This is a genomic window from Pseudopedobacter saltans DSM 12145 (assembly GCF_000190735.1).
Classification (GTDB): Bacteria; Bacteroidota; Bacteroidia; order Sphingobacteriales; family Sphingobacteriaceae; genus Pseudopedobacter; species Pseudopedobacter saltans.
Map to the genome: position 1 here is coordinate 3923313 of NC_015177.1, position 21827 is coordinate 3945139.

Below are 21827 nucleotides of genomic sequence, written 5' to 3' on the forward strand. Positions count from 1 at the left end.
ATTTTATTTTTGAACACTAAACATTTTGGCTTTCGCCGGTCTATAAAAAAGAAGCAAGACTATAACAGCGTGGTTATAGTCTTGCCCGATTTTCACGAAGATAATATTTTTATTTTTACAAATCCAAATTTTTCAGCTTGTCGGCTAATACCTCAGAAATTTTACGATACGAGTCAAAAGTCCATCCTCCAACATGCGGGCTCAATAATACTTTCGGCTCATTTGCAAGATCCTGGTACCAATCCTGCTCACTTAATTTAGGGAATTTTTCAACTTCCAGAACATCCAGCCCTGCGCCTAAAATCTTTCCTTCTTTTATAGCATTAAGTATGGCCCTCGTGTTAGTAATTTCGCCTCTGGCCAAACTGATAAAGAATATCGGTTTTTTAAAATGTCTCAAATATTCATTATTTACCATTTGTCTGGTTTCAGGAGTTAGTGGAATATGTAAGCTTACAACGTCTGCTAATTTTACTACTTCTTCCATGCTCACTTCTCTAACATAATCGTCAGAAAAACCGGTTTTATACTTGTCGTAAGCAATTACATCAACACCAAATCCTTTTAGTCTTCTGGCAAAGGCACCGCCATTATTTCCATAACCAATAATCGCTACAGTTTTGCCCATAAGCTCATATCCTCTGTTAGCCTCTCTGTCCCAAATGCCGTTTCGAACTTGCATATCTGCTTGTTGTAAATTATTCATAAGGTTTAACAGCATTCCCATGGCATGTTCTGCAACTGCATCCCTATTTCCCTCAGGCGCGTTAATCAAAGCTATGTTTTTTGCAACGGCATAAGCCTCATCAATATTATCCATTCCCGCGCCGGCTCTTGCAATGAATTTTAAATTAGGGCCTTTATCTATAACCTCTTTGTCAAAATTGAATTTAGATCTTACAGCAACACCGTCATATTCATGCAAAATCTCTAAAGCTTCCGCTTTAGTTATTTTAGGTTGGTAATTTACCTGGTATCCAAGCTCTTCAGCGGCAATTTGGAAACTCTTTTCCAAATCATCTATAATTAAAAGTTTTTTCATCTACTATTGGTGATCAAGTGATTTGTTTTGTTCTATCAGGTTTGTTAAGTCAACAAAATCTTTAACCGTTAACCTTTCTGCCCGTAAAGTCCATACTTCTTCTTCGCCCTGCAATTCTTTTTTGATTATCCCGGATAATGCATTGCTTAAAGTCTTTCTTCGCTGGTTGAAACCAGCTTTTACAATCTGCCAAAAAAGTTTTTCATTGCACTCCAATGTCTCGGTTTCGTTCCTTGTCAGTCTGATGACTGCCGATAGAACTTTTGGAGGGGGATTAAAAACGCCGGCTTTTACAGTAAAGAGATATTCACATTTATAATAAGCCTGTAAAAACACACTTAATATTCCATATTCCTTGCTCCCTGCTTTTGCCACACAACGTTCAGCTACTTCTTTTTGAAACATTCCAACAACTTCAGGTACATGGTTTCTGTTCTCTAAAACTTTAAATAAAATCTGGGAACTGATGTTGTAAGGAAAATTTCCAATGATAGCAAAAGGTTCTAAAAAGATATCCCGGAAATTCAATTGGAGAAAATCCGCATTAATTAATTTGTCTCCTAAATTCGGATATTGTTTATGTAAAAATTCAAAAGATTCTGTGTCAATGTCTATCAGATAAGTTTCATAATCAGTTTTTTGAAGCAAAAAATCAGAAAGTACGCCCATTCCGGGGCCAACTTCCAGTACTTTTTTGTACTTATCTGTATGAATTAGGGAGTCTACAATTTTTTGAGCGATATTTTTATCTGTCAAAAAGTGCTGTCCTAAATGCTTTTTTGCTTTAACCGAATCCATTCTGAATAAAATTGGCGACAAATTTACATAAAAGATTACTAAGGAATAGGCCAACATTCAACTCAAAATCTTTAATTTGCAAAAAATAAGAGATAAAATCTATGAGCAGAAACTTAAAAGTTGGTATATCTATAGGAGATATCAATGGTATTGGCTTAGAAGTGATTATTAAAACGCTTAGCGATTCGGAGATATATAAATATTGTACCCCAATTGTTTATGGCCATACAAAAGTGGCCTCTTTTCATAGAAAAGCTGCGGGAATAAATGAATTTGTGTTTCAGGTAATTAATGATGCCGAAAGTGCTCAGGCAGGGAAACCCAATATGATTAATTGTTGGGAAGAAGATGTGAAGATAGATCTGGGTGTTTCCAATGAAACCGGAGGGAAGTACGCATTGTTGTCGTTGCAAAGAGCTACTGACGATTTGGTTTCCCGAAAAATTGATGCATTAATAACTGCGCCAATTAACAAGCATAATATACAAAGCGAAGACTTTAAATTTCCCGGACATACAGAATACATTCAGGAAAGAGCAAATGGCAAGGACTCTTTAATGTTTTTGATAAGTGAAGATTTAAAGGTGGGGGTTGTTACAGGTCATGTGCCGGTTAAAGATATTGTTAAGGGTGTAACCAAGGAAGCCATCGTTTCGAAACTTAAATTGATGAATGAATCTTTGAAAAAAGATTTTTGGGTAGAGAAGCCGAAAATAGCCGTTTTAGGTCTTAATCCACATGCCGGGGATAATGGTCTTTTGGGGTCGGAGGAATTGGAAATTATAAGTCCGGCAATAGAAGAAGCATTCAACGAAGGAATTCTGGCATTTGGTCCTTTTCCTGCAGATGGATTCTTTGGAAACCAGTCTTATGCGAAATTTGATGCCATATTGGCAATGTATCACGATCAGGGATTAATTCCATTTAAAGCAGCTAGTTTTAATAGGGGAATAAACTTTACGGCAGGATTGGATGTTGTGAGAACTTCTCCCGACCATGGTACAGGATATGATATTGCGGGCAAAAATATGGCATCACCAACATCTTTCAGAGAAGCGCTTTTTTTAGCGCTGCATATAGTAAGACAAAGGAGAGAGCAGGAAGAGTTGATGAGTAATCCGCTGCTTTTCTCCAAAATGAGTAAAGATAGAGACTAAGTAAGCAGAATATTTGGTAATTAAAGTAGTGTGAAATTATCGATGTTGTTACTTGTTGATAATGATTTAGATATATTTTTTTAAAAAACTTTATAGCTGAATAAAAAATTCCTAAATTTGCAGGCTTAATTGTCGGACTTTGAAATCGTTAAAGCAATATTCGGTACCTCACACAGGTTTAAAGCTTGGGAAGCATCAATTTAGTTTTGATGTAGACAAGGCTTTCTTCGATGAGTTTGAGTATTCTCTGGTAAAGGAAGGGAAGGTAAAAGTAGATCTTGTTTTAGATAAACAAGAGACTATGTTGATATTGGATTTTAAGCTGCAGGGGCAAGTTTATTTAACTTGCGACCGTTGTTTGTCTGAGTATCCGCAACATATAGAAGGGGAAGATAGACTGATAGCTAAGTTCTCTGAAGATAAAGAATTGGAGGATGATTCGGAGGAAGTTGTTGTTTTGACTAAAAATGATTCCGAAATAAATGTTTCGGAGTTCATTTATGAAATGATAACTTTGTCCCTGCCTTATATCAATTTATGTGATGCACCAGGCAATACATCAGCTTGTGATGAGGAAATGATAGCGAAGCTAAAAGAGCTTTCAGCTGAAGAAGAAGAAAATAACAATACGGACCCTCGTTGGGACGCGTTGAAAAGTATAAAGAATAATTAAAAAATAGGAAAAAATGGCACATCCAAAGCGCAAAACATCAAAAGCGAGAAGAGATAAGAGAAGAACTCATTATAAAGCGGAAGCTCCAGCTTTATGGGTTTGCAAAGAAACCGGTGCGGTACATTTACCACACAGAGCTTATAACGTTGATGGTAACCTTTACTACAAAGGGAAACTTATCATTGAAAACACAGCTATAGCATAAGTTTAGTTTTTTCTAAGCTGGGGAACTAATTACTGTTTTCCGTTGTCTTTTAAAAGCATTGATATAAGTAGAACCCATGTGTTAAACACATGGGTTCTTTAATCACGACTATTTGTTTGTCGATTTTAAGCGCATTAAAAGCAAACATTTTAACGAAAAAACGAATCACTTGATGAAAATTGGCTTAGATATTATGGGAGGTGATTATGCTCCTAAAGCTACCGTACTAGGTGCTATAGAAGCTCACTCTCAACTAAAAAATAACCAACACCTGGTTCTCGTAGGAGATAAAGACCAAATTATTCCTATTCTACAAGACCAAAACTTCAACCCAGATCATTTCGAATATATACATACTACAGAAGTAATAGGTATGGGCGAACACCCGACAAAGGCCATCGTTCAGAAACCAAATTCCAGTATATCTGTAGGTTTCCAATTGTTAAAAACAGGAGATCTGGATTCCTTTGCATCTGCAGGAAATACTGGAGCAATGCTTGTTGGATCAATGTTCAGTGTAAAAGCAATTCCGGGAGTTATTAGACCGGCTATTGCCTCGATAGCCCCGCAACTTGCAGGTGGCTACGGTATTTTGCTTGATGTTGGTGCAAATGCAGATTGTAAACCAGATAATCTATTGCAATTTGGAATTCTGGGAAGTCTATATATAGAGCACATATATGGTGTTAAAAATGGCAAGGTTGGGTTAATGAATATAGGCGAAGAAGAAGAAAAAGGTAATTTGCTGGCTCAGGCCGCTTATACCATGATGAAAGAAACCAGCCTGATTAATTTTATTGGAAATATAGAAGGTAGAGACCTTTTTAATAATACAGCAGATGTAATTGTTTGCGATGGTTTTACTGGAAATGTTATGCTGAAATTGGCAGAATCATTTTATGTAATCACACGCAAAAAAGGTTTTAAAGACGAATTTTTCGATCGCTTGAATTACGAGGAAATCGGAGGTAGCCCAATATTGGGAATTAACGCTCCGGCTGTAATCGGACACGGGGTTTCTTCGCCAAAAGCGATAAAAAATATGGTTTTAATGTCGAGAGATATGGTGGAAACCAATCTTATTGAGAAATTTAAAGCTGCTTTTAATTAATCTTAAGAGATTTTTATGAATAAAATTCATGCTGCTATTACAGCAGTACATGGTTATGTTCCAGATTACGTTTTAACCAATCACGAGTTAGAGAAAATGGTTGAAACCAATGATGAGTGGATTGTGTCCCGTACAGGAATTAAGGAAAGACGGATATTAAAAGATGTTACGCAGGCGACTTCTGATTTGGCTGTTCCTGCAGTAGAAGGCTTGCTTAAAAAAAGAGGAATATCTGCGGAAGAGATAGATTTAATAATTTTCTGTACATCCACACCGGATATGTTATTTCCGGCAACAGCAAATATTCTTGCAGACAAGGTGGGTGCAAAAAATGCTTGGGGATATGATTTACAAGCGGCGTGTTCTGGTTTTATTTATGGACTTACAACAGGTGCTCAGTTTATAGAATCCGGTCATCACAAAAAAGTGTTGGTAGTAGGTGGCGACACAATGTCTCGTGTAATTAATTATGAAGACAGGGCTACTTGTATTTTATTTGGTGACGGTTGCGGTTGCGCATTGTTAGAACCAAACGAGGAAGGTCTTGGAATACAAGATGCGATCCTTAAAAGTGATGGTGGAGGCAAGGACTATTTGAATATCCGTGGAGGAGGTTCATTACATCCGGCAACTCACGAGACGGTGGACCAAAAGCTTCACTACGCATTTCAGGAAGGCCAAACCGTGTTTAAATTTGCAGTTACCAATATGGCAAATGTTGCAGCAGAGATTATGGAAAAAAATAATCTTACAGCTGACGATATAAAGTGGTTAATTCCGCATCAGGCCAATAAAAGAATTATAGACGCAACTGCAAACAGAATGGGAATAGGCCCCGAAAAAGTGGCAATTAATATTGAGAAGTACGGTAATACAACAAACGGTACTATTCCGTTATGCTTGTGGGACTGGGAAAGCAAACTGAAAAAAGGAGATAACCTTATTTTAGCGGCTTTCGGTGGAGGTTTTACCTGGGGTTCCGTTTACCTTAAGTGGGCTTACGACGGTAACAAATCATAACGATAATTAGATAATTACTATATTAGCTTTTTTTTAACATTTAATATAATACCACAACCAATGGGAATGGACATCAAACAAATTCAAGATCTGATTAAGTTTGTAGCTAAATCGGGAGTGAATGAAGTCTCAATTGAAGAAGAGGATTTTAAGATTACTATAAAAACAAACCAGGAGCCTACTTACGTAGCAGCTCCGGCACCTCAAGTTATTCAAGCTTCGGTACCAGCAACGGCACCTGTTGCGCCAGTTTCTGCTCCGCAAGCACCTGCTGCTGCAGCTCAGCCTGCGACAGACAATAACAACTATATTACTATCAAATCTCCAATGATTGGTACTTTTTACCGTTCATCTTCTCCGGATAAGCCATCTTTTGTAAACGTTGGTGATGAGATTTCTGCTGGAAAAGTGCTTTGTATCGTAGAGGCAATGAAACTTTTCAACGAAATCGAATCAGAAGTATCAGGAAGAATAGTAAAAGTTTTGGTGGATAATGCTCAACCAGTTGAGTACGATCAACCTTTATTCTTGGTAGAACCAATCTAATCAATCAATTTGCCAATCAAATTGTCAATTTTCAGAGGTTGACTGGTTGGCTATTGTTGTTACTATTTTTAAAGATTTATGTTTAAGAAAATATTAATTGCAAACAGGGGCGAAATTGCGTTACGTATTATACGTACATGTAAAGAGATGGGGATTAAAACTGTTGCGGTGTATTCTACCGCCGATAGAGATAGTTTACATGTAAGATTTGCAGATGAAGCCGTTTGTATTGGACCTCCGCCAAGTAGAGATTCTTATTTGAATATCCCAAATATTATTTCTGCTGCGGAAGTGACTAATGCAGATGCTATTCACCCAGGATATGGATTCTTGTCTGAGAATGCGAAGTTTTCCGCAATCTGTCAGGAATATGGAATCAAATTTATAGGAGCTACTGCTGATCAAATTAATGCGATGGGCGATAAAGCTTCAGCGAAAGCGACAATGAAAATAGCTGGAGTTCCAACAATACCGGGTTCAGAAGGGCTTTTGACAAGCGTTAAAGAAGGTATTGAATTAGCAAATAAAATAGGGTATCCAATTATCCTGAAAGCAACTGCCGGAGGTGGTGGGCGTGGTATGCGTGTGGTTTGGAAAGACGAAGATTTTGAAAATGCATGGGACAGTGCCCGTCAGGAATCTGGAGCAGCGTTTGGCAACGATGGTCTTTATATGGAGAAATATATCGAAGACCCAAGACATATCGAAATCCAGGTTATAGGTGACCAATTCGGGACAGCCTGCCATTTATCAGAAAGAGATTGTTCCATCCAGCGTCGTCACCAAAAATTAGTAGAAGAAGCACCTTCTCCTTTTATGACTGATGAACTAAGACAACGAATGGGAGAAGCTGCTATTAAAGGAGCTGTGGCTGTTAAATATGAAGGAGCGGGAACTATAGAGTTCCTGGTGGATAAGCATCGCAATTTCTATTTCATGGAGATGAATACGCGTATCCAGGTAGAGCACCCGGTAACAGAAGAGGTTATTAATTTTGACCTGATTAAAGAACAAATTAAAGTTGCGGCTGGTATCCCTATTTCGGGAAAATCTTATACGCCTAATATGCATGCTATCGAGTGTCGTATCAATGCGGAAGATCCTTTCAATAACTTTAGACCTTCTCCAGGTAAAATTACACATTTCCACTCACCGGGTGGACATGGGGTAAGGGTAGACACTCATGTTTACGCAGGTTATACTATCCCGCCTAATTACGATTCTATGATTGCTAAACTAATCTGTGTTGCACAAACCAGGGAAGAAGCTATCAGTACAATGGAGAGAGCGTTGAGTGAGTTTGTGATTGAGGGAATTAAAACAACTATACCGTTTCATTTAAGGTTAATGAAGGATCCTAACTTCAGAGCTGGTAATTTTACCACCAAGTTTATGGAAAGCTTCGACTTATCTGAATAGTTTTTGAAACTAATTATTCTTAAAATACCATTCTATTTAAATAGAATGGTATTTTTGTTTGAAGATAAATGGAGTAAATCTATTATTGTATAAGTGGCTCAATTAGAGATAATTTTTATAAATGAAAGAGAAGAAAAGTCTTGTCGACGCAATTAAACAAAAGGGAAAAAACTTAGAGGCAGAAATGTCTTTTTTTGATCATCTTGAGATATTAAGATGGCATTTACTCCGCTCGGCAGTCGCTATTATTATTTTTACTATCCTGTCCTTTGTTTTTTACGATTTTATTTTTGATACCATTATTATGGGGCCGAAGAAGCCAGATTTCTGGACCTATAGAATGATGTGTAAAATTGGTTCATATTTCGATATGGGGCCGGACTTTTGTATAAAGGAAATTCCAGGTAAAATTATCAATACTGAATTGGCCGGACAGTTCACTCTGCAGCTCAATTCCTCATTGCTAACAGGTGTTGTCCTGGGCTTTCCATATTTGCTATGGGAGTTATGGAGATTTGTTAAACCTGCATTACATGATAATGAAAGACAATCGGCAAGTGGCTTTGTGCTTTATGCAACATTGTTGTTTATTCTGGGTATTGCCTTTGGTTACTTTTTGGTGGCGCCTTTGTCTGTCAATTTTCTCTCCAATTACACTGTATCTAACGTTATAGAAAATACAATAACTGTAGATTCCTATCTGTCAACAGTAGCAACATTGACATTGGGAACCGGCGTAGTTTTTGAGCTACCAATAATCATTTACATTTTATCAAAGCTTGGCATTATGACTCCTCAGTTTATGAGGGAGAAACGTCGTTATGCTATTGTTCTGATTCTAATAACAGCAGCAATCGTCACACCAACACCAGACATTTTAACAATGTTAACGGTTAGTTTTCCTTTGTTTATGCTGTATGAATTGAGTATAGGAGTTTCGAAAAATGTACAGAAGAAAAAGGAAAAAGAAGAACAAGAGTTTTATTCTAACTAATATTATATCTATATATCATGGAAAAAATTAAAATAGCAATAGGGGCTGACCATGCAGGATTTGATTACAAGCAAATCCTTATCCCTTATTTGCAGGGTAAAGAAGAGATATCAGAGGTAAAGGATTTTGGTACACATTCCAAAGATTCTGTAGACTATCCGGATTTTGCTCATCCGGTAGCTTCTGCAGTTGAAAACGGAGAATTTGATTTGGGAATATTAATCTGTGGAAGTGCGAATGGTGTAGCAATAACGGCAAACAAACATCAGGGAATCAGAGCCGCAATTTGCTGGGAAAAACAATTGGCGGTTTTGGCGAAATCGCATAACAATGCAAATATTCTTTGTATACCAGAGCGTTTTATTTCTCAGGAAACAGCTATGGAGATAGTAGACGCTTTCCTCGAAACTCCCTTTGAAGGTGGAAGACATGCTAATAGGGTCGGAAAGATAGCTTGTAGCTGTTAAGCTTCGGTCTTATGGAAAAGAAAAAGGGCTGAAATTAATTTTTCAGCCCTTTTTTATGCTTAAAGGAATACTATTATCCTATGTGAGATTTTATATCTTCAGCCATCGTTTCATCAACTAAAATACGTCCGCAATGCTCACAAACAATGATTTTTTTACGTTGACGGATATCAGATTGTCTTTGAGGGGGGATTTTGTTAAAACATCCTGAACAAGAATCTCTTTCGATTGTAACCACAGCCAAACCGTTTTTGTAATTTTTTCTCAAGCGGTTATAAGCAGTCAATAATCTTTCCTCAATTTTCTCGTTGTATTTTTCGGCGTCAGCTACAAGAACTTCTTCTTCTTTTTGAGTTTCAGATGTGATCGTCTCCAGCTCAACCTTTTTAGCAGCTAAATCACCTTTTCTTTCTTCAAGATTTTGAACAGCTTTTTCATAAATATCAGATTTTGTTCTTATCTCATATTCATGCTCTCTGATTTTCTTTTCGCAAACCTGAATTTCTAAACCTTGAATTTCAATTTCTTTTGAAAGAGCATCGAATTCGCGGTTGTTTTTAACGTTGTCTTGCTGACCTTCGTATTTCTTAATCAAAGCTTGTGAATCTTTGATCATATTTTTACGATTAACGATTGAATCTTCTAAATCATCCAATTCGTTTTTGATTTTTTGTATACGAGTTTCAAGACCAGCAACTTCGTCTTCTAAATCAGCAACCTCCATAGGAAGTTCACCTCTTGTTTGGCGAATTCTGTCAATCTTTGTATGAATTGTTTGCAGTTCGTATAAAGCTTCAAGCTTTTGTTCTACGGTTTGTTCCATTAGGACAAATATTTTATTGGGTTCGTATTCTGTACAGTTAAACGGAGGGCAAAGTTAGGAAATTTTTTTTGAATTATTTCCAATAACAAATCTTGTGTAAATTGTTCACTTTCAAAATGTCCAATGTCTGCAATGATTATTTTTCCGTTGGCATCAAAAAACTCATGATATTTAAAATCTGCAGATACAAAAATATCTGCACCAGAGCCAATTGCCTGTTTCAATAGAAAACTTCCGGCACCGCCACAAACCGCCACTTTCCGTATTTTTTTTCCTAATAGTGCAGTATGCCTGACTACGTCAGCTTTCATGTTTGATTTAATCAAATTTAAGACATCGGTTTCATCCATTGGTTCAGTCAATTCTCCAATCATACCAGCTCCAACTTCCGAATAGGAGATGCTTAAAGCATATATGTCATAAGCAATCTCTTCGTAGGGATGGCTTTTGAACAGCGCACTTATAATTGCTTTTTCTAAAGCAGCAGGATATATGAATTCTACTCTTGTTTCATTCTCGGTATGGCGCTTATTCTTCTCGCCTACAAAAGGCTCTGCATTCTCATTTGCTTTAAAGTTCCCTTGTCCGTTTACTTCAAAACTGCATTCGCTATAATTTCCAATTTTTCCTGCTCCGGCTAGAAAGATAGCATCTTTCACCTGTTCTTTATGACTTTGTGGTACAAAGGTCACCAGTTTTTTTAATAAATTGTCTTTCGGCGCCAGGACCTGAGTATTTACCAAACCAAGTTTGTCGCAAATCCTTTTACTTACACCTACACTAACGTGATCTAAATTTGTGTGAATTGCATAAATGGAGATATCGTGTTTTATAGCCTTGATAATCACTCTTTCTACATAATCTTTCCCATTTATCTTTTTCAATCCTTTAAAAACAATAGGATGATGGGCGATGATTAAGTCGATACCATTCGCAATCGCTTCGTCTACAACAGATTCTATACAATCCAAACAAATTAAAGCACTGGATATTTCTTTGTTAGGATCGCCAACAATAAGCCCCGCATTATCATAAGATTCCTGATAAGACAGCGGAGCAATTTCTTCGAGATAATTTGTTAAATCTTTTATCCTCATTTAACAAAAATACGGAAAGCTTTTGGGATAAGTATTAAAGAGATATGAATCTGGCGCTCTCCAATGCCATTTTATAATTGTATTCGTTTGCAATGCTTTTATAGTTTATCAGGTCTACAATTGTTCCGATAAAGCAAAGCCCTACAGTTAGAAAATACAGAATCCCCAATCCAATCTGATTGGTTAAGAAGCGCTGTATTCCGGAAGCACCAAAGAAACCTAAAAGAGTAAACAATAAAATATGTTGAGGATCCCTCCTTTTTCCATTATAAACAACGGAAAAGCCTTTTCTCTGTTCTTCCGTCATGTCTTTTGTGATTTCTCTTAAGAAAACCAATTCCTGATCGGTTACATTTGCCAGGTAGAAAAAATTATCGTTTATCATAACCTAAATTTTATTAATGAATGTTTTTCTGGTTAGACTATAAATCCGGTATGTTATTACAAAAAATGCGAAAAAACCTAAAGGATGAAATTGGAAAGACTTATTAAACTCGCCATGCATAAAAAAATGTATGGAGCGCCCGAGGCCACAACCCGGGCAAAAGCTAAATCCCAGCCTATTTAGAGGGCATAAAGACTCGTGTTGTTGCGAAGCATCCAGAAAATATAGAAGTACCAGCGCTACCGAAAAGAAAATAAGTTCCAGAGGTATCTTTTTGTTCATTAAAGATGTTTAGGTGTTGTCATTAACAAAAGTGAACTCGCTAAATTGGCAATGATTCCAATAATTAAGCCCCCAAATATGCGTTGCATATAATCTGTAGTATTCAACTCCGAAAATTTTGTGAGATATAAAAAGCTTATAGCTCCGCTTATAACAGCTCCAATTACCAATATTTTAAAGCCTTCTACAAGACATTCAAAAAATGATATCAAATGGCCATGTTCATGCCTAAAAGCTCTGATTCCAAAATACAGTCCGATAAAAGGGATAGGAATAGAAGTCAATTCTATCCAGCTGTTTTTATAATAATCAGGCGTAAAACCCAATAAGTGCATAACCAAAATCCATAAGCCAGAAAGCAACGCTAATAAAAGCCCGTATTTCAATGCATTTTTCATATTTTATTGTTTTAGTTAGATTGTTTTATTCAAAAATAGTTACACAATTAATGCCATAAATAATGGTTTAGCAGTTCATTCATCATCGATTGCCCTTCTGCAATAAAGTGCAAAAAGCTGAGTTATTTAGACATCCGAACTTCGGTCTTTCAGACTTTAAGTCTTTTATAACTATATTTGTAATAAGGATTTTATCGTGAATATTAAAGATATCTTAAATAGCTATAAGGAAGATGTGCGGGTTGGCGAACTTATAAAAGAGTTAAATCTTCCGAAATCTAGAATACATTTAAAAGGACTTATAGGATCTCAAGACGCCTTTGTTGCTGCTACAAGTTATTTTCTAAATCATAGAAGCGTAGTTTTTGTACTTCCGGACAGAGAGGAAGCTAATTTCTTTTTATCAGACCTGGAAAATCTCACAGAAAAGGAAATATTGCTTTTTCCGTCATCGTATAGGAAATCTGCCGATTTTACGCAGGTAGACTCTTCCAATGTATTATTGCGGGCAGAGGTGCTTAACGAACTAAGTCATGCTACCGAATATGGAAAACTTATAGTAACTTATCCGGAAGCTGTAGCAGAAAAGGTAATCGACAGATCTGCTTTAGAGAAAAATACTCTGGAAATAACCATCAATAATAAGTTAAGCATAGACTTTATTAACGAGTTCCTGATTGAATATGATTTCGAGCGTACAGATTTTGTATACGAACCGGGACAGTTTTCTATTAGAGGAGGTATAGTTGATATATTTTCTTTTTCTAACGAATTGCCTTACCGGATAGAGTTCTTCGGAGACCATATAGAATCTATCCGAACTTTCGAGATAGAAAGCCAGCTTTCAGTAGAACAGGTAAAGACAGTTACTGTAGTTCCAAACGTACAGTCCAAATTTTTAACAGAAAGTAATATCTCGCTACTTGAATTTATAGATCAGGATTCTGTAATCTGGTTTAAAGATATTCAGTTCTCGATGGATATCGTTAAATCTGGGTATAAAAAAGCTACTGAACTTTGGCGAGCGTTGTCTGTTGCAGATAAAGAGAAAAATCCGGAATGGATAGATCCTAAATATGCCTTTGTAGACGAAAAGCTCTTTTCAGATCAGCTGAGAGACTTTCAGGTTGTCGAGTTCGGGAAGCAATTCTTTTATTCCGAAACCAAAAGTATTACGTTTGATTCCAAACCACAGCCTTCATTCAATAAAGACTTTAATCTGCTTGTACATAACCTGAAAGAGAATGAAAAGGCAGGTGTAAAGAATTATATCCTTACAGATTCCGGAAAACAGCAAGAGCGCATTTTTTCTATCCTGGGCGATATAGATAGAGATTTGAGATTTGTGCCTTTACATGTTTCTATCAGAGAAGGATTTATCGATTACGAACAAAAGATAGCATGTTATACAGATCACCAGATTTTCGATCGGTATTATAAATATAAACTTCGCCGTGGTTATACCAAATCTCAGGCGATAACACTAAAAGAGCTTAGGGATTTAAAACCAGGTGATTTTATCACACATATAGATCATGGTGTAGGGAAATATGGAGGGCTCGAGAAAGTGGAGGTAAATGGCAAAGAGCAGGAAATGATCCGTCTGATTTATGCAGATAACGATTTACTATATGTCAACATCAACTCATTAAACCGAATTTCCAAATACTCAGGTAAAGATGGCCATACTCCGAAGATGAATAAGCTCGGAACAGAGGCTTGGGACAAGTTGAAGAAAACGACAAAAAAAAAAGTTAAAGACATTGCCCGTGATCTGATTAAGCTTTATGCCGTACGTAAATCTCAGGTCGGATTTGCTTTCTCGCCCGATACCTATCTTCAAAATGAATTAGAAGCATCCTTTATTTACGAAGACACCCCAGACCAGGAAAAAGCAACAGCCGATGTGAAAAAAGATATGGAGTCAGAACATCCCATGGACAGGCTGGTTTGTGGAGATGTTGGATTTGGTAAAACAGAAGTTGCAATAAGGGCTGCTTTTAAGGCGGCAACGGAGGGTAAGCAGGTGGCCATTTTGGTGCCTACAACCATTTTGGCTATGCAACATTATAAAACGTTTTCAGAGCGTTTGAAAGACTTTCCTGTGCGGATAGATTATATTAATAGGTTTAAGACAACCAAGCAGGTTAAAGGTACATTAGAAGCGTTAAAAGAGGGCAAAGTAGAAATACTGATAGGTACACATCGGCTGGTAGCGAAAGATGTTAAGTTTAAAGATCTGGGTTTATTGATCATAGATGAAGAGCAGAAATTTGGAGTAAGCGTAAAAGAGAAATTAAAACAGTTTCGCGCAAATGTAGATACGCTGACGCTTACTGCAACACCAATTCCAAGAACTTTGCATTTCTCACTAATGGGAGCGAGGGACTTATCTATTATCCAAACGCCTCCGCCAAACAGGCAACCAGTGGATACAGAACTTCACGTATTCAATGAAAAACTGATAAAAGAAGCGGTAGAATTTGAACTGGATAGAGAAGGGCAGGTTTTCTTCATACACAATCGTGTAGCAGATTTAAGACAATTAGGGGGCTTGATTCAGAAATTGGTGCCTAAAGCCAGAATAGCTATTGCCCATGGCCAATTGGAAGGAGATAAACTGGAAGATATCATGCTTGATTTTATAGAAGGAAAGTATGATGTTCTGGTGGCAACTACAATTATAGAAGCAGGCTTGGATGTGCCAAATGCCAATACAATTCTTATCAATCATGCCCATATGTTTGGTTTAAGTGATTTGCATCAAATGAGAGGGCGTGTGGGGCGTTCCAATAAAAAAGCATTTTGCTACTTATTGAGCCCTCCTTTATCTACGCTTACACCGGAGGCGAGAAAGCGTTTAAGTGCGATAGAAGAGTTTTCTGATTTGGGCAGTGGATTTAATGTAGCGATGCGAGATCTGGATATCAGAGGTAGCGGAAATTTGTTGGGAGCAGAACAAAGTGGATTTATTGCAGAAATAGGTTTCGATATGTACCATAAAATCTTAGACGAAGCAATTCAGGAGCTGAAAGACGAAGAATTTAAAGGACTATTTGCAGACGAAAAACCAAGACCATTTGTGAGTGCTACGCAGATCGAAACTGATATGGAATTATTAATTCCGGACGAATATGTTACCAATATTCAAGAACGTTATAATTTATATACCGAGCTGTCTAAGATTGAGAATAAGGAAGCTTTAACCACTTTTGCTCAAAAGCTGGAAGACCGATTTGGTGCTTTACCAAAGCAGGTTTGGGATTTGTTAAGAACAGTCGAATTGCAGTGGTTGGGTAAAGATATTGGACTTGAAAAAATAAGCTGGAAAAAATCTGTCTTAAGAGGGTATTTTGTCTCCGATAAACAGTCTAAATATTTCGAGTCGGAGTTATTTGGTAATATTTTGCAATACGCGCAATATAATTCAAGAAAAGTAAATCTTAAAGAAGTAAAAAATAGTTTAAGAATTGCCGTCGAGGATGTGAAAAATATTGAGGAAGCTATTTTTGTTTTAGAGCAGATGAAAAATCCTGTTGTGATATAAAAAAAGCCGCTAAAATCCCTTTAGCGGCTTTTTATGAGTTCTTGTTTATTTCAGGGAGAAAGTACCTCTTCCTAAAGTCCCCCCGTCGGCATAAAGTATTACGGTATAGGTTCCGCTTTCAAAAGCAGCTCTGTTGGCCCAATCTATAACATAAGATCTGGCTTCACCGTTGTATTCTACGGCAGTTTTATAAGTGTATTGATACTCCTGGTTGTTAGCAGCGAACATTCCACCCTCACCAATAATTAAATTCCCTGCTGGATCCATAACGCGCATATAAACATCATGCATACCTTTAAAAGCCAAAGGATTTGGGTTAATAGTAAATGCAACTTTTATCTTTTGTGCGGTGCTTGCTTTACTAACCTGCGTTTCTTTGCCGTTAGAGCGAACTCTGAAAGTGCCAATCTCTACCGAGCTGGTTTTAAGCGCAGCTCCTTCTTTAACTTTGGTAGAAAGAGAATCATTTGTTTTAGATAAATTTTCTGCAACACGATTTACATTAGATATGGTCGCCTTCAAGCTGTCCCTTTCCGTAGTTAATGATGCATTTTTTTGCTGTAGGACCTCAATATCATCAGTGTATTTTGTAACAAAATATCTAAGCTGTTTAATATCCTCCTTTGCTTTTTTTAATTCACCCGTTGTGAGCTGCCCCTTATTTAATGCGATTCTGAGCTGTGCAATTTTAGCTTTCAATTCCTCGTCCTTGGCTTTTAAATCATCTGATAACTGAGACGTTGTTGTTGAAGCTTGTTCAAGTTCGGTTTCTAATTTTTCTAGTTCAGCCTGTAAAGCAGTCCTCTCATCGCTGACAGTTACAATTCTTTTATCCGACTTGTTTTTTTGAAAGAAAAGATAGGCGTTTGTACCTAATAAAGCTACTATCACTGCTATTAAGAAGTAAATTTTATTGGTATCTTTCTTTTTTTGTTCCTGATTTTCCATTTTATATTCTGTAAGAGAGTATATGTATGTTTAGATTTTTTATGACATTTTTATTAGCAAATATTATTCCATATCTGTAAAAAGTGTGTTTTCTTATTCGAAATTATAAAAATAAGTTAGAACGCAAATGAATTAACGCATTTTGTTGTCCTTAAATTGTGACACACTTTGTTTTATTTTTTAACGTTCATTGTTTCATTATCTTTACACGATTTTAAAAGTTTATAAATGAGATTAAAAATGAGGCTATTAGCGCTTGGCTTATTGTTGTTGATAGGAGTTAATTTAAAAGGACAAGAAGTCGATGCGCCAAAACGGGAATTTAGAGGAGTATGGGTAGCAACGGTCGCTAATATAGATTGGCCAACCAAAGGTGTTTGGGAAGTAGATAAGCAAAAGAAAGATTTAATTTCCATTTTAGACGAGCATAAAAGACAAGGCATAAATGCGGTTATTTTTCAAATTCGTCCCGCGGCAGATGCTTTATATGCTAAGTCTGGCGAGCCATGGTCTCAATGGTTGACTGGAGCACAGGGAAAAGCACCAAATGAAACTTTTGATCCCCTTGCTTTTGCAATAGAAGAATGCCATAAAAGAGGTATAGAATTACATGCATGGTTTAATCCGTACAGAGCAACTTTTGATGCTGTTTCAGCTATTCACCCAACGCATATTACCAAACAAAAGCCGGAGTGGTTTTTCTCTTATGGAGGGAAGAAACTTTTTGATCCGGGAATACCAGATGTCAGAGAATATATCACACAGGTTATTTTAAATGTAGTTAAGAATTATGATATAGATGGTGTGCATTTTGACGATTACTTTTATCCTTATGGGATTAAGGGACAAGTTATTAACGACGCGGCAAGTTTCAGAAATTATAACTACGAAAATATAACCTCAATTGCAGATTGGAGAAGGAACAATGTAGACCGTTTAATTAAAATGGTTTCAGATAGTATCAAACATTACAAAAACTATGTGAAATTTGGAATAAGCCCATTTGGAATCTGGCAGAATAAAAGACAAAGTATAGAAGGGTCTGAAACCAACGGTGGAGACTCTTACCACGGACTCTATGCTGACTCAAGGAAATGGGCAAAAGAAGGTTGGGTAGATTACATTAATCCACAAATTTATTGGTCTTTCGAATCAAGCCCAGCGCCATACGCCAAATTAGTTGATTGGTGGAGCGAGAATGCATACGGACGACACCTCTATATCGGACATGGGGCATATCGAATTAACGATCCAAAGGATTATGCATGGAAAGACCCTAAGCAAATTCCAAATCAGATAATTTACAACAGACAAAATACAAGAGTACAGGGTAGTATCTATTTTAGTTCAAAATCGTTAACCACTAATAGATTGGGGGTATCAGATTCCCTAGCTAATAATTATTATAAATATCCTTCATTGCCTCCGGTGATGTTATGGGTAGATTCTATAGCTCCGTATAATCCTCAAAATCTGTTAGCAGCAAATACTGGCAAAAGTATTGTACTATCCTGGAAACAGCCATTGGAGGCTAAAGATAAAGAACCTACATATGGTTATGTGGTTTACCGTTTTGAAAATGGTGATACTGTAAATACTGAAAAAGCTTCCGCGATAAAGAATATATATTATGGAGATATTACATCCTGGGAAGATAAAGATATTCGGCCGGGAAATAGCTATACTTACGTAGTTACTGCTATTGATAGAATGAAAAATGAAAGTGAGTATTCAATTCCGGTAACTATTCTGGTAGAGGAAAAAGCTAGTATAGGGAAATTGTAATAATTTAGTTTTTGATGATGGAACCAATTAAAACAGGTCTTTTGGCATATGGTATGTCAGGGAGAATTTTTCATGCGCCATTTCTTAATGCTCATGATGGATTTGAATTATCTGCTATAGTTGAGAGAAGTAAGAGCGATGCTATTAATGATTACCCGAATGTTGCACACATTAGGAACTACGAAGATTTACTGGCAGATGAATCTATTGAATTAGTTGTAGTTAATACCCCGAATTTTACGCATTATCAGTATGCGAAAGAAGCGCTTAATGCCGGTAAACATGTCTTAATAGAGAAACCTGTTGCAGTATTGAGAAAAGAAGCGGAAGAACTTTTTGCTCTGGCATATAGAAAAAATCTAAAAGTTCTGGCTTATCAGAATCGTAGGTTTGACAGCGATTTCTTGTCTGTAAAAGAAATTTTGGAAAGCGGAAAGCTGGGCAAGATTGTAGAAGCTCATTTTCGTTTCGACAGATATAGAAATGAGATAAGCTATAAACTTTTTAAAGAAGAAGCAGTTCCTGGATCCGGCGTTCTCTACGATTTAGGTGCACATATCATAGATCAGGCGATTTCTCTATTCGGTGCACCATCGGATTTTGAAAAAGTTTACAGCTGCAATAGAACAGGATCTGTTGTTGATGACTATGCCAACTTACATCTTAAATATAAAAGTGGGCCAAACGTATATGTAACCACTAATATGTTGGTTGCAGACGAACCGCCAGCCTATAGTATTTACGGTACTAGAGGAACTTTTACAAAACATCGAACGGATATACAGGAAACACAGCTACTGGCAGGAATGTTGCCAACAGACACTATATATGGCATCGAGAATGAAAATTGTGAAGGGAGATTGGTTTATATGACTGAAGTTGGAGAGAAAAAAATAGAAGAAATACCTGCTGGAAAAGGTAACTATATGATGTTGTTTGATGAAGTATACAACACGATCAGAAGAGATACGGAATATTTTGTCAAACAGAGTGATATATTAAGCCAATTAGAGCTTTTAGAAAAATAAATACCTGGTTTTGAGTTAGGTAAATTTAAAAATCAAAAATAGTATTGTAAATAGAAACAAATGTTTATATTTGCACTCCCAATCGCAAGGAATGGGAAAAAGGTCTGGTAGTTCAGCTGGTTAGAATACATGCCTGTCACGCATGGGGTCGCGGGTTCGAGTCCCGTCCAGACCGCAAAAAAGGTTAACTTAGGTTAACCTTTTTTCGTTTATAACTAATTTGTTTGTGTCATTAAGGGATCAAAATTATTGGGGGGATAAAATTGAAGAATATATCTTGATAACCCTGAACATAAGGCATTCGACATTTTTTACTCTCCTTAATTGAGTTCTTAGGCATTTGGTCTTTGCGTTCAAGCATTCTGATGAGGTGGTTCTGCTTTATCGGTTTTTACCTTCTTTCCGTTCAGCGGTCGTTTTTGTTGGTCCTGATTAGAGATGGACTAGCTGGTTTGCGTGGAGCTTTGATTAAATCGGCTGGCGGCTGGTCTTTTGCAGTGCTTAGTGTATTTTTATTTCAAAAAAGCCAGACTGACTCCACAAGGGAAGTATTTGCCGAGTTTTGTGCTTAACTTTGGTGCAAGGCGAGATCTGTTTAAAAGGAAAGGGTCGATTTATTTTACTGTATCAGATGTTTTTGAAAGTCAACGTCAGAAAGCGGAGTTAACCAGTGTTGGTTTAATCCAAGATATATATACTCGTGGTAATTCGCGGATTGCCTACCTCGGAATGAGTTACAATTTTGGGATAGTGAAAAGGAAAAAAGAACTCACATTTGAAAATACGTTGTAAATATCGTTATGAGTTTATGGAAAAGTTTTATTGCTCTTTACGGTTGATTTTTATAGGACATCCGTCGATAAGTAAGCGAATCGAAAGATTAATCAGGTTGAGAAAATAAGCTCTCTGCAATTTATCTTTCTATTTGGCTACTCCTTTATTTACCTTAAGGGTTCTTTATAATAAACCTGATATTAATGAAAGAGAAATTACTTAATCTAAGCTTTGTCTTATTGGCCTTTTTTTCGTTTAAATCTGTAGAGTCAAAAGAGAAACCGAAAGTAATTGTAGCATATGTTACATCGTGGAGCAGTGTAAAGCCAGATCCCTTTTTAATGACACATATCAATTATGCGTTTGGGCATGTTAGCCAGGACTTTAAAGGAGTGAGAGTAAGTAACGAGTCGAGGCTTAGAGAGGTTGTAACCTTGCGAACTAAAAATCCTAAGCTGAAAGTTTTATTGTCAATTGGAGGATGGGGAAGTGGAAACTTTAGCGAAATGGCTGCCAGCGATACATTAAGAAAAAGCTTTGCTAAAGATTGTTCTGCAAAAGTAAAAGAGTTTGATTTGGATGGTATAGACATAGACTGGGAGTATCCCACATCTAATGCGGCAGGCATCTCAGCTTCTCCCGCAGATTACTATAATTTCACGCTTTTGATGAGAGATATCAGAGAGGAGATAGGCAAAAAAAAACTATTGACTTTGGCAACTGCGGCAAGTGCAGAATTTATTGATTTTAAAGGTATAAACCCTTATATAGATTTTGTAAATGTGATGACTTACGATATGGCTACGCCGCCATTCCATCATGCAGGGCTCTACCGTTCTGAATTTACTAAGGGCTTATCGGTTGAAGAAGCAATTTTAAAACATTTTAATGCGGGTGTTCCGTATGATAAGTTGGTTATGGGAATCCCGTTTTATGGGAGAGGGAATAAAGAAATTGGCGGGTTTACTAATTATAGGAATATTCTGGAGCTGAAAGGATATGAACGTAAGTGGGACGAGGTTTCGAAAGTTCCTTATTTGGTAGATTCGGCAGGAAATTTCGTTTGTACCTATGAAGATTCAGAATCTATCGCCTACAAAACCGAGTTTATTAAGAAAATGGGCCTTCTAGGGGGAATGTACTGGGATTATGCCGGTGATACTAATGATGCCGTTTTAGCTAAAAAAGTAAAAAAAGGACTCCTGTAGTGGTATTGTAGTGGTGTTCTTTATTGTGTTTTTTATAGAAAGCAATATGTTTGTAAACGAAGACAGTCCAATTTGAAACCTAAAATCCTTTGTCTTGATCTTTATTTTACAACGGGAAAT

Annotated in this window: 22 protein-coding genes and 1 tRNA gene; 15 read left to right on the plus strand and 8 right to left on the minus strand. The window is 36.9% G+C overall.

Annotation, left to right across the window (positions count from 1 at the left end; translation table 11 throughout):
- Positions 1-115: 115 nt before the first annotated feature.
- A complete protein-coding gene (locus tag PEDSA_RS16580) occupies positions 116-1042 on the minus strand; it encodes an NAD(P)-dependent oxidoreductase (protein WP_013634319.1) in 927 nt (308 codons plus the stop codon).
- Positions 1043-1045: 3 nt separating this feature from the next.
- Positions 1046-1840 (minus strand): 16S rRNA (adenine(1518)-N(6)/adenine(1519)-N(6))-dimethyltransferase RsmA, encoded by a 795-nt coding sequence (rsmA, locus tag PEDSA_RS16585; protein WP_041537523.1) that lies wholly within the window; start codon positions 1838-1840, stop codon positions 1046-1048.
- Positions 1841-1941: 101 nt separating this feature from the next.
- Between rsmA and pdxA the strand changes: the two genes are divergently transcribed.
- The 9 genes from pdxA to rpiB all read left to right on the plus strand — a co-directional run bounded on the left by pdxA (position 1942) and on the right by rpiB (position 9432).
- The gene (gene pdxA, locus PEDSA_RS16590) at positions 1942-2997 is read left to right on the plus strand and encodes a 4-hydroxythreonine-4-phosphate dehydrogenase PdxA (protein ID WP_013634321.1); all 1056 of its coding nucleotides are present in this window, start codon (positions 1942-1944) and stop codon (positions 2995-2997) included.
- Between the two features lie 139 nt (positions 2998-3136).
- Positions 3137-3670 (plus strand): YceD family protein, encoded by a 534-nt coding sequence (locus PEDSA_RS16595; protein ID WP_013634322.1) that lies wholly within the window; start codon positions 3137-3139, stop codon positions 3668-3670.
- A gap of 13 nt (positions 3671-3683) precedes the next feature.
- Positions 3684-3875 carry a 50S ribosomal protein L32 gene (gene rpmF, locus PEDSA_RS16600; RefSeq protein WP_013634323.1) on the plus strand — a complete coding sequence of 64 codons (192 nt, stop codon included), beginning with the start codon at positions 3684-3686 and terminating at the stop codon, positions 3873-3875.
- A 172-nt stretch (positions 3876-4047) separates the two neighbouring features.
- On the plus strand, positions 4048-4986 hold the full coding sequence (gene plsX, locus PEDSA_RS16605) for a phosphate acyltransferase PlsX (protein WP_013634324.1): 939 nt from the start codon (positions 4048-4050) through the stop codon (positions 4984-4986).
- 15 nt (positions 4987-5001) lie between these two features.
- The gene (locus tag PEDSA_RS16610; RefSeq protein WP_013634325.1) at positions 5002-6006 is read left to right on the plus strand and encodes a beta-ketoacyl-ACP synthase III; all 1005 of its coding nucleotides are present in this window, start codon (positions 5002-5004) and stop codon (positions 6004-6006) included.
- Positions 6007-6066: 60 nt separating this feature from the next.
- A complete protein-coding gene (accB, locus tag PEDSA_RS16615) occupies positions 6067-6552 on the plus strand; it encodes an acetyl-CoA carboxylase biotin carboxyl carrier protein (protein ID WP_013634326.1) in 486 nt (161 codons plus the stop codon).
- Between the two features lie 78 nt (positions 6553-6630).
- Positions 6631-7971 carry an acetyl-CoA carboxylase biotin carboxylase subunit gene (accC, locus tag PEDSA_RS16620; protein WP_013634327.1) on the plus strand — a complete coding sequence of 447 codons (1341 nt, stop codon included), beginning with the start codon at positions 6631-6633 and terminating at the stop codon, positions 7969-7971.
- A 121-nt stretch (positions 7972-8092) separates the two neighbouring features.
- On the plus strand, positions 8093-8965 hold the full coding sequence (gene tatC / locus PEDSA_RS16625) for a twin-arginine translocase subunit TatC (RefSeq protein WP_013634328.1): 873 nt from the start codon (positions 8093-8095) through the stop codon (positions 8963-8965).
- 17 nt (positions 8966-8982) lie between these two features.
- Entirely contained in the window at positions 8983-9432 is a 450-nt protein-coding gene (gene rpiB / locus PEDSA_RS16630) for a ribose 5-phosphate isomerase B (protein ID WP_013634329.1), read from the plus strand.
- A gap of 73 nt (positions 9433-9505) precedes the next feature.
- On the opposite strand, the gene PEDSA_RS16635 is transcribed toward rpiB, so the two are convergent.
- From PEDSA_RS16635 to PEDSA_RS16655, 5 genes are read right to left on the minus strand one after another with little or no spacing between them, the layout of a single operon-like run.
- Positions 9506-10255 carry a zinc ribbon domain-containing protein gene (locus PEDSA_RS16635; RefSeq protein WP_013634330.1) on the minus strand — a complete coding sequence of 250 codons (750 nt, stop codon included), beginning with the start codon at positions 10253-10255 and terminating at the stop codon, positions 9506-9508.
- The gene (locus PEDSA_RS16640; protein ID WP_013634331.1) at positions 10255-11352 is read right to left on the minus strand and encodes a Nif3-like dinuclear metal center hexameric protein; all 1098 of its coding nucleotides are present in this window, start codon (positions 11350-11352) and stop codon (positions 10255-10257) included. Before PEDSA_RS16640 ends, PEDSA_RS16635 begins: the two co-directional genes overlap by 1 nt.
- Positions 11353-11386: 34 nt before the next feature.
- Complete coding sequence (locus PEDSA_RS16645; RefSeq protein ID WP_013634332.1) at positions 11387-11737, minus strand: TM2 domain-containing protein; 351 nt, start codon at positions 11735-11737, stop codon at positions 11387-11389.
- A gap of 3 nt (positions 11738-11740) precedes the next feature.
- On the minus strand, positions 11741-12019 hold the full coding sequence (locus tag PEDSA_RS16650; protein WP_013634333.1) for a DUF2752 domain-containing protein: 279 nt from the start codon (positions 12017-12019) through the stop codon (positions 11741-11743).
- Positions 12019-12417, minus strand: coding sequence for a DUF4199 domain-containing protein (locus PEDSA_RS16655; protein ID WP_013634334.1), 399 nt, complete (start codon positions 12415-12417; stop codon positions 12019-12021). Before PEDSA_RS16655 ends, PEDSA_RS16650 begins: the two co-directional genes overlap by 1 nt.
- Positions 12418-12613: 196 nt before the next feature.
- Between PEDSA_RS16655 and mfd the strand changes: the two genes are divergently transcribed.
- On the plus strand, positions 12614-15964 hold the full coding sequence (mfd, locus tag PEDSA_RS16660; protein WP_013634335.1) for a transcription-repair coupling factor: 3351 nt from the start codon (positions 12614-12616) through the stop codon (positions 15962-15964).
- 45 nt (positions 15965-16009) lie between these two features.
- On the opposite strand, the gene PEDSA_RS16665 is transcribed toward mfd, so the two are convergent.
- Positions 16010-16912: a hypothetical protein gene (locus PEDSA_RS16665; protein WP_013634336.1), complete on the minus strand. Its 903-nt coding sequence runs from the start codon at positions 16910-16912 to the stop codon at positions 16010-16012.
- 228 nt (positions 16913-17140) lie between these two features.
- Between PEDSA_RS16665 and PEDSA_RS16670 the strand changes: the two genes are divergently transcribed.
- The 5 genes from PEDSA_RS16670 (at position 17141) to PEDSA_RS16695 (ending at position 21707) form a co-directional block, all read left to right on the plus strand.
- Positions 17141-18697 (plus strand): glycoside hydrolase family 10 protein, encoded by a 1557-nt coding sequence (locus PEDSA_RS16670; RefSeq protein WP_245546780.1) that lies wholly within the window; start codon positions 17141-17143, stop codon positions 18695-18697.
- Between the two features lie 14 nt (positions 18698-18711).
- Positions 18712-19725, plus strand: a complete 1014-nt coding sequence (locus PEDSA_RS16675) for a Gfo/Idh/MocA family oxidoreductase (RefSeq protein ID WP_013634338.1) — start codon at positions 18712-18714, stop codon at positions 19723-19725.
- A 101-nt stretch (positions 19726-19826) separates the two neighbouring features.
- Positions 19827-19900: transfer RNA gene (locus PEDSA_RS16680), tRNA-Asp, on the plus strand.
- Positions 19901-20289: 389 nt separating this feature from the next.
- A complete protein-coding gene (locus tag PEDSA_RS20600; RefSeq protein WP_041537130.1) occupies positions 20290-20517 on the plus strand; it encodes an outer membrane beta-barrel protein in 228 nt (75 codons plus the stop codon).
- A 185-nt stretch (positions 20518-20702) separates the two neighbouring features.
- On the plus strand, positions 20703-21707 hold the full coding sequence (locus PEDSA_RS16695) for a glycoside hydrolase family 18 protein (protein WP_013634339.1): 1005 nt from the start codon (positions 20703-20705) through the stop codon (positions 21705-21707).
- The last annotated feature ends 120 nt before the right edge of the window (positions 21708-21827 follow it).

Bases quoted from the DNA above. Each gene is read 5' to 3' on its own strand.
- PEDSA_RS16580 (WP_013634319.1), bottom strand. From the start codon at position 1,042: ATGAAAAAACTTTTAATTATAGATGATTTGGAAAAGAGTTTCCAAATT.
- tatC (WP_013634328.1), top strand. From the start codon at position 8,093: ATGAAAGAGAAGAAAAGTCTTGTCGACGCAATTAAACAAAAGGGAAAA.
- rsmA (WP_041537523.1), bottom strand. From the start codon at position 1,840: ATGGATTCGGTTAAAGCAAAAAAGCATTTAGGACAGCACTTTTTGACA.
- PEDSA_RS16610 (WP_013634325.1), top strand. From the start codon at position 5,002: ATGAATAAAATTCATGCTGCTATTACAGCAGTACATGGTTATGTTCCA.
- rpmF (WP_013634323.1), top strand. From the start codon at position 3,684: ATGGCACATCCAAAGCGCAAAACATCAAAAGCGAGAAGAGATAAGAGA.
- rpiB (WP_013634329.1), top strand. From the start codon at position 8,983: ATGGAAAAAATTAAAATAGCAATAGGGGCTGACCATGCAGGATTTGAT.
- pdxA (WP_013634321.1), top strand. From the start codon at position 1,942: ATGAGCAGAAACTTAAAAGTTGGTATATCTATAGGAGATATCAATGGT.
- plsX (WP_013634324.1), top strand. From the start codon at position 4,048: ATGAAAATTGGCTTAGATATTATGGGAGGTGATTATGCTCCTAAAGCT.
- PEDSA_RS16665 (WP_013634336.1), bottom strand. From the start codon at position 16,912: ATGGAAAATCAGGAACAAAAAAAGAAAGATACCAATAAAATTTACTTC.
- PEDSA_RS16695 (WP_013634339.1), top strand. From the start codon at position 20,703: ATGAAAGAGAAATTACTTAATCTAAGCTTTGTCTTATTGGCCTTTTTT.
- accC (WP_013634327.1), top strand. From the start codon at position 6,631: ATGTTTAAGAAAATATTAATTGCAAACAGGGGCGAAATTGCGTTACGT.
- PEDSA_RS16655 (WP_013634334.1), bottom strand. From the start codon at position 12,417: ATGAAAAATGCATTGAAATACGGGCTTTTATTAGCGTTGCTTTCTGGC.
- accB (WP_013634326.1), top strand. From the start codon at position 6,067: ATGGGAATGGACATCAAACAAATTCAAGATCTGATTAAGTTTGTAGCT.
- PEDSA_RS16640 (WP_013634331.1), bottom strand. From the start codon at position 11,352: ATGAGGATAAAAGATTTAACAAATTATCTCGAAGAAATTGCTCCGCTG.
- PEDSA_RS16650 (WP_013634333.1), bottom strand. From the start codon at position 12,019: ATGAACAAAAAGATACCTCTGGAACTTATTTTCTTTTCGGTAGCGCTG.
- PEDSA_RS16670 (WP_245546780.1), top strand. From the start codon at position 17,141: ATGAGATTAAAAATGAGGCTATTAGCGCTTGGCTTATTGTTGTTGATA.
- PEDSA_RS16675 (WP_013634338.1), top strand. From the start codon at position 18,712: ATGATGGAACCAATTAAAACAGGTCTTTTGGCATATGGTATGTCAGGG.
- PEDSA_RS16645 (WP_013634332.1), bottom strand. From the start codon at position 11,737: ATGATAAACGATAATTTTTTCTACCTGGCAAATGTAACCGATCAGGAA.
- PEDSA_RS16635 (WP_013634330.1), bottom strand. From the start codon at position 10,255: ATGGAACAAACCGTAGAACAAAAGCTTGAAGCTTTATACGAACTGCAA.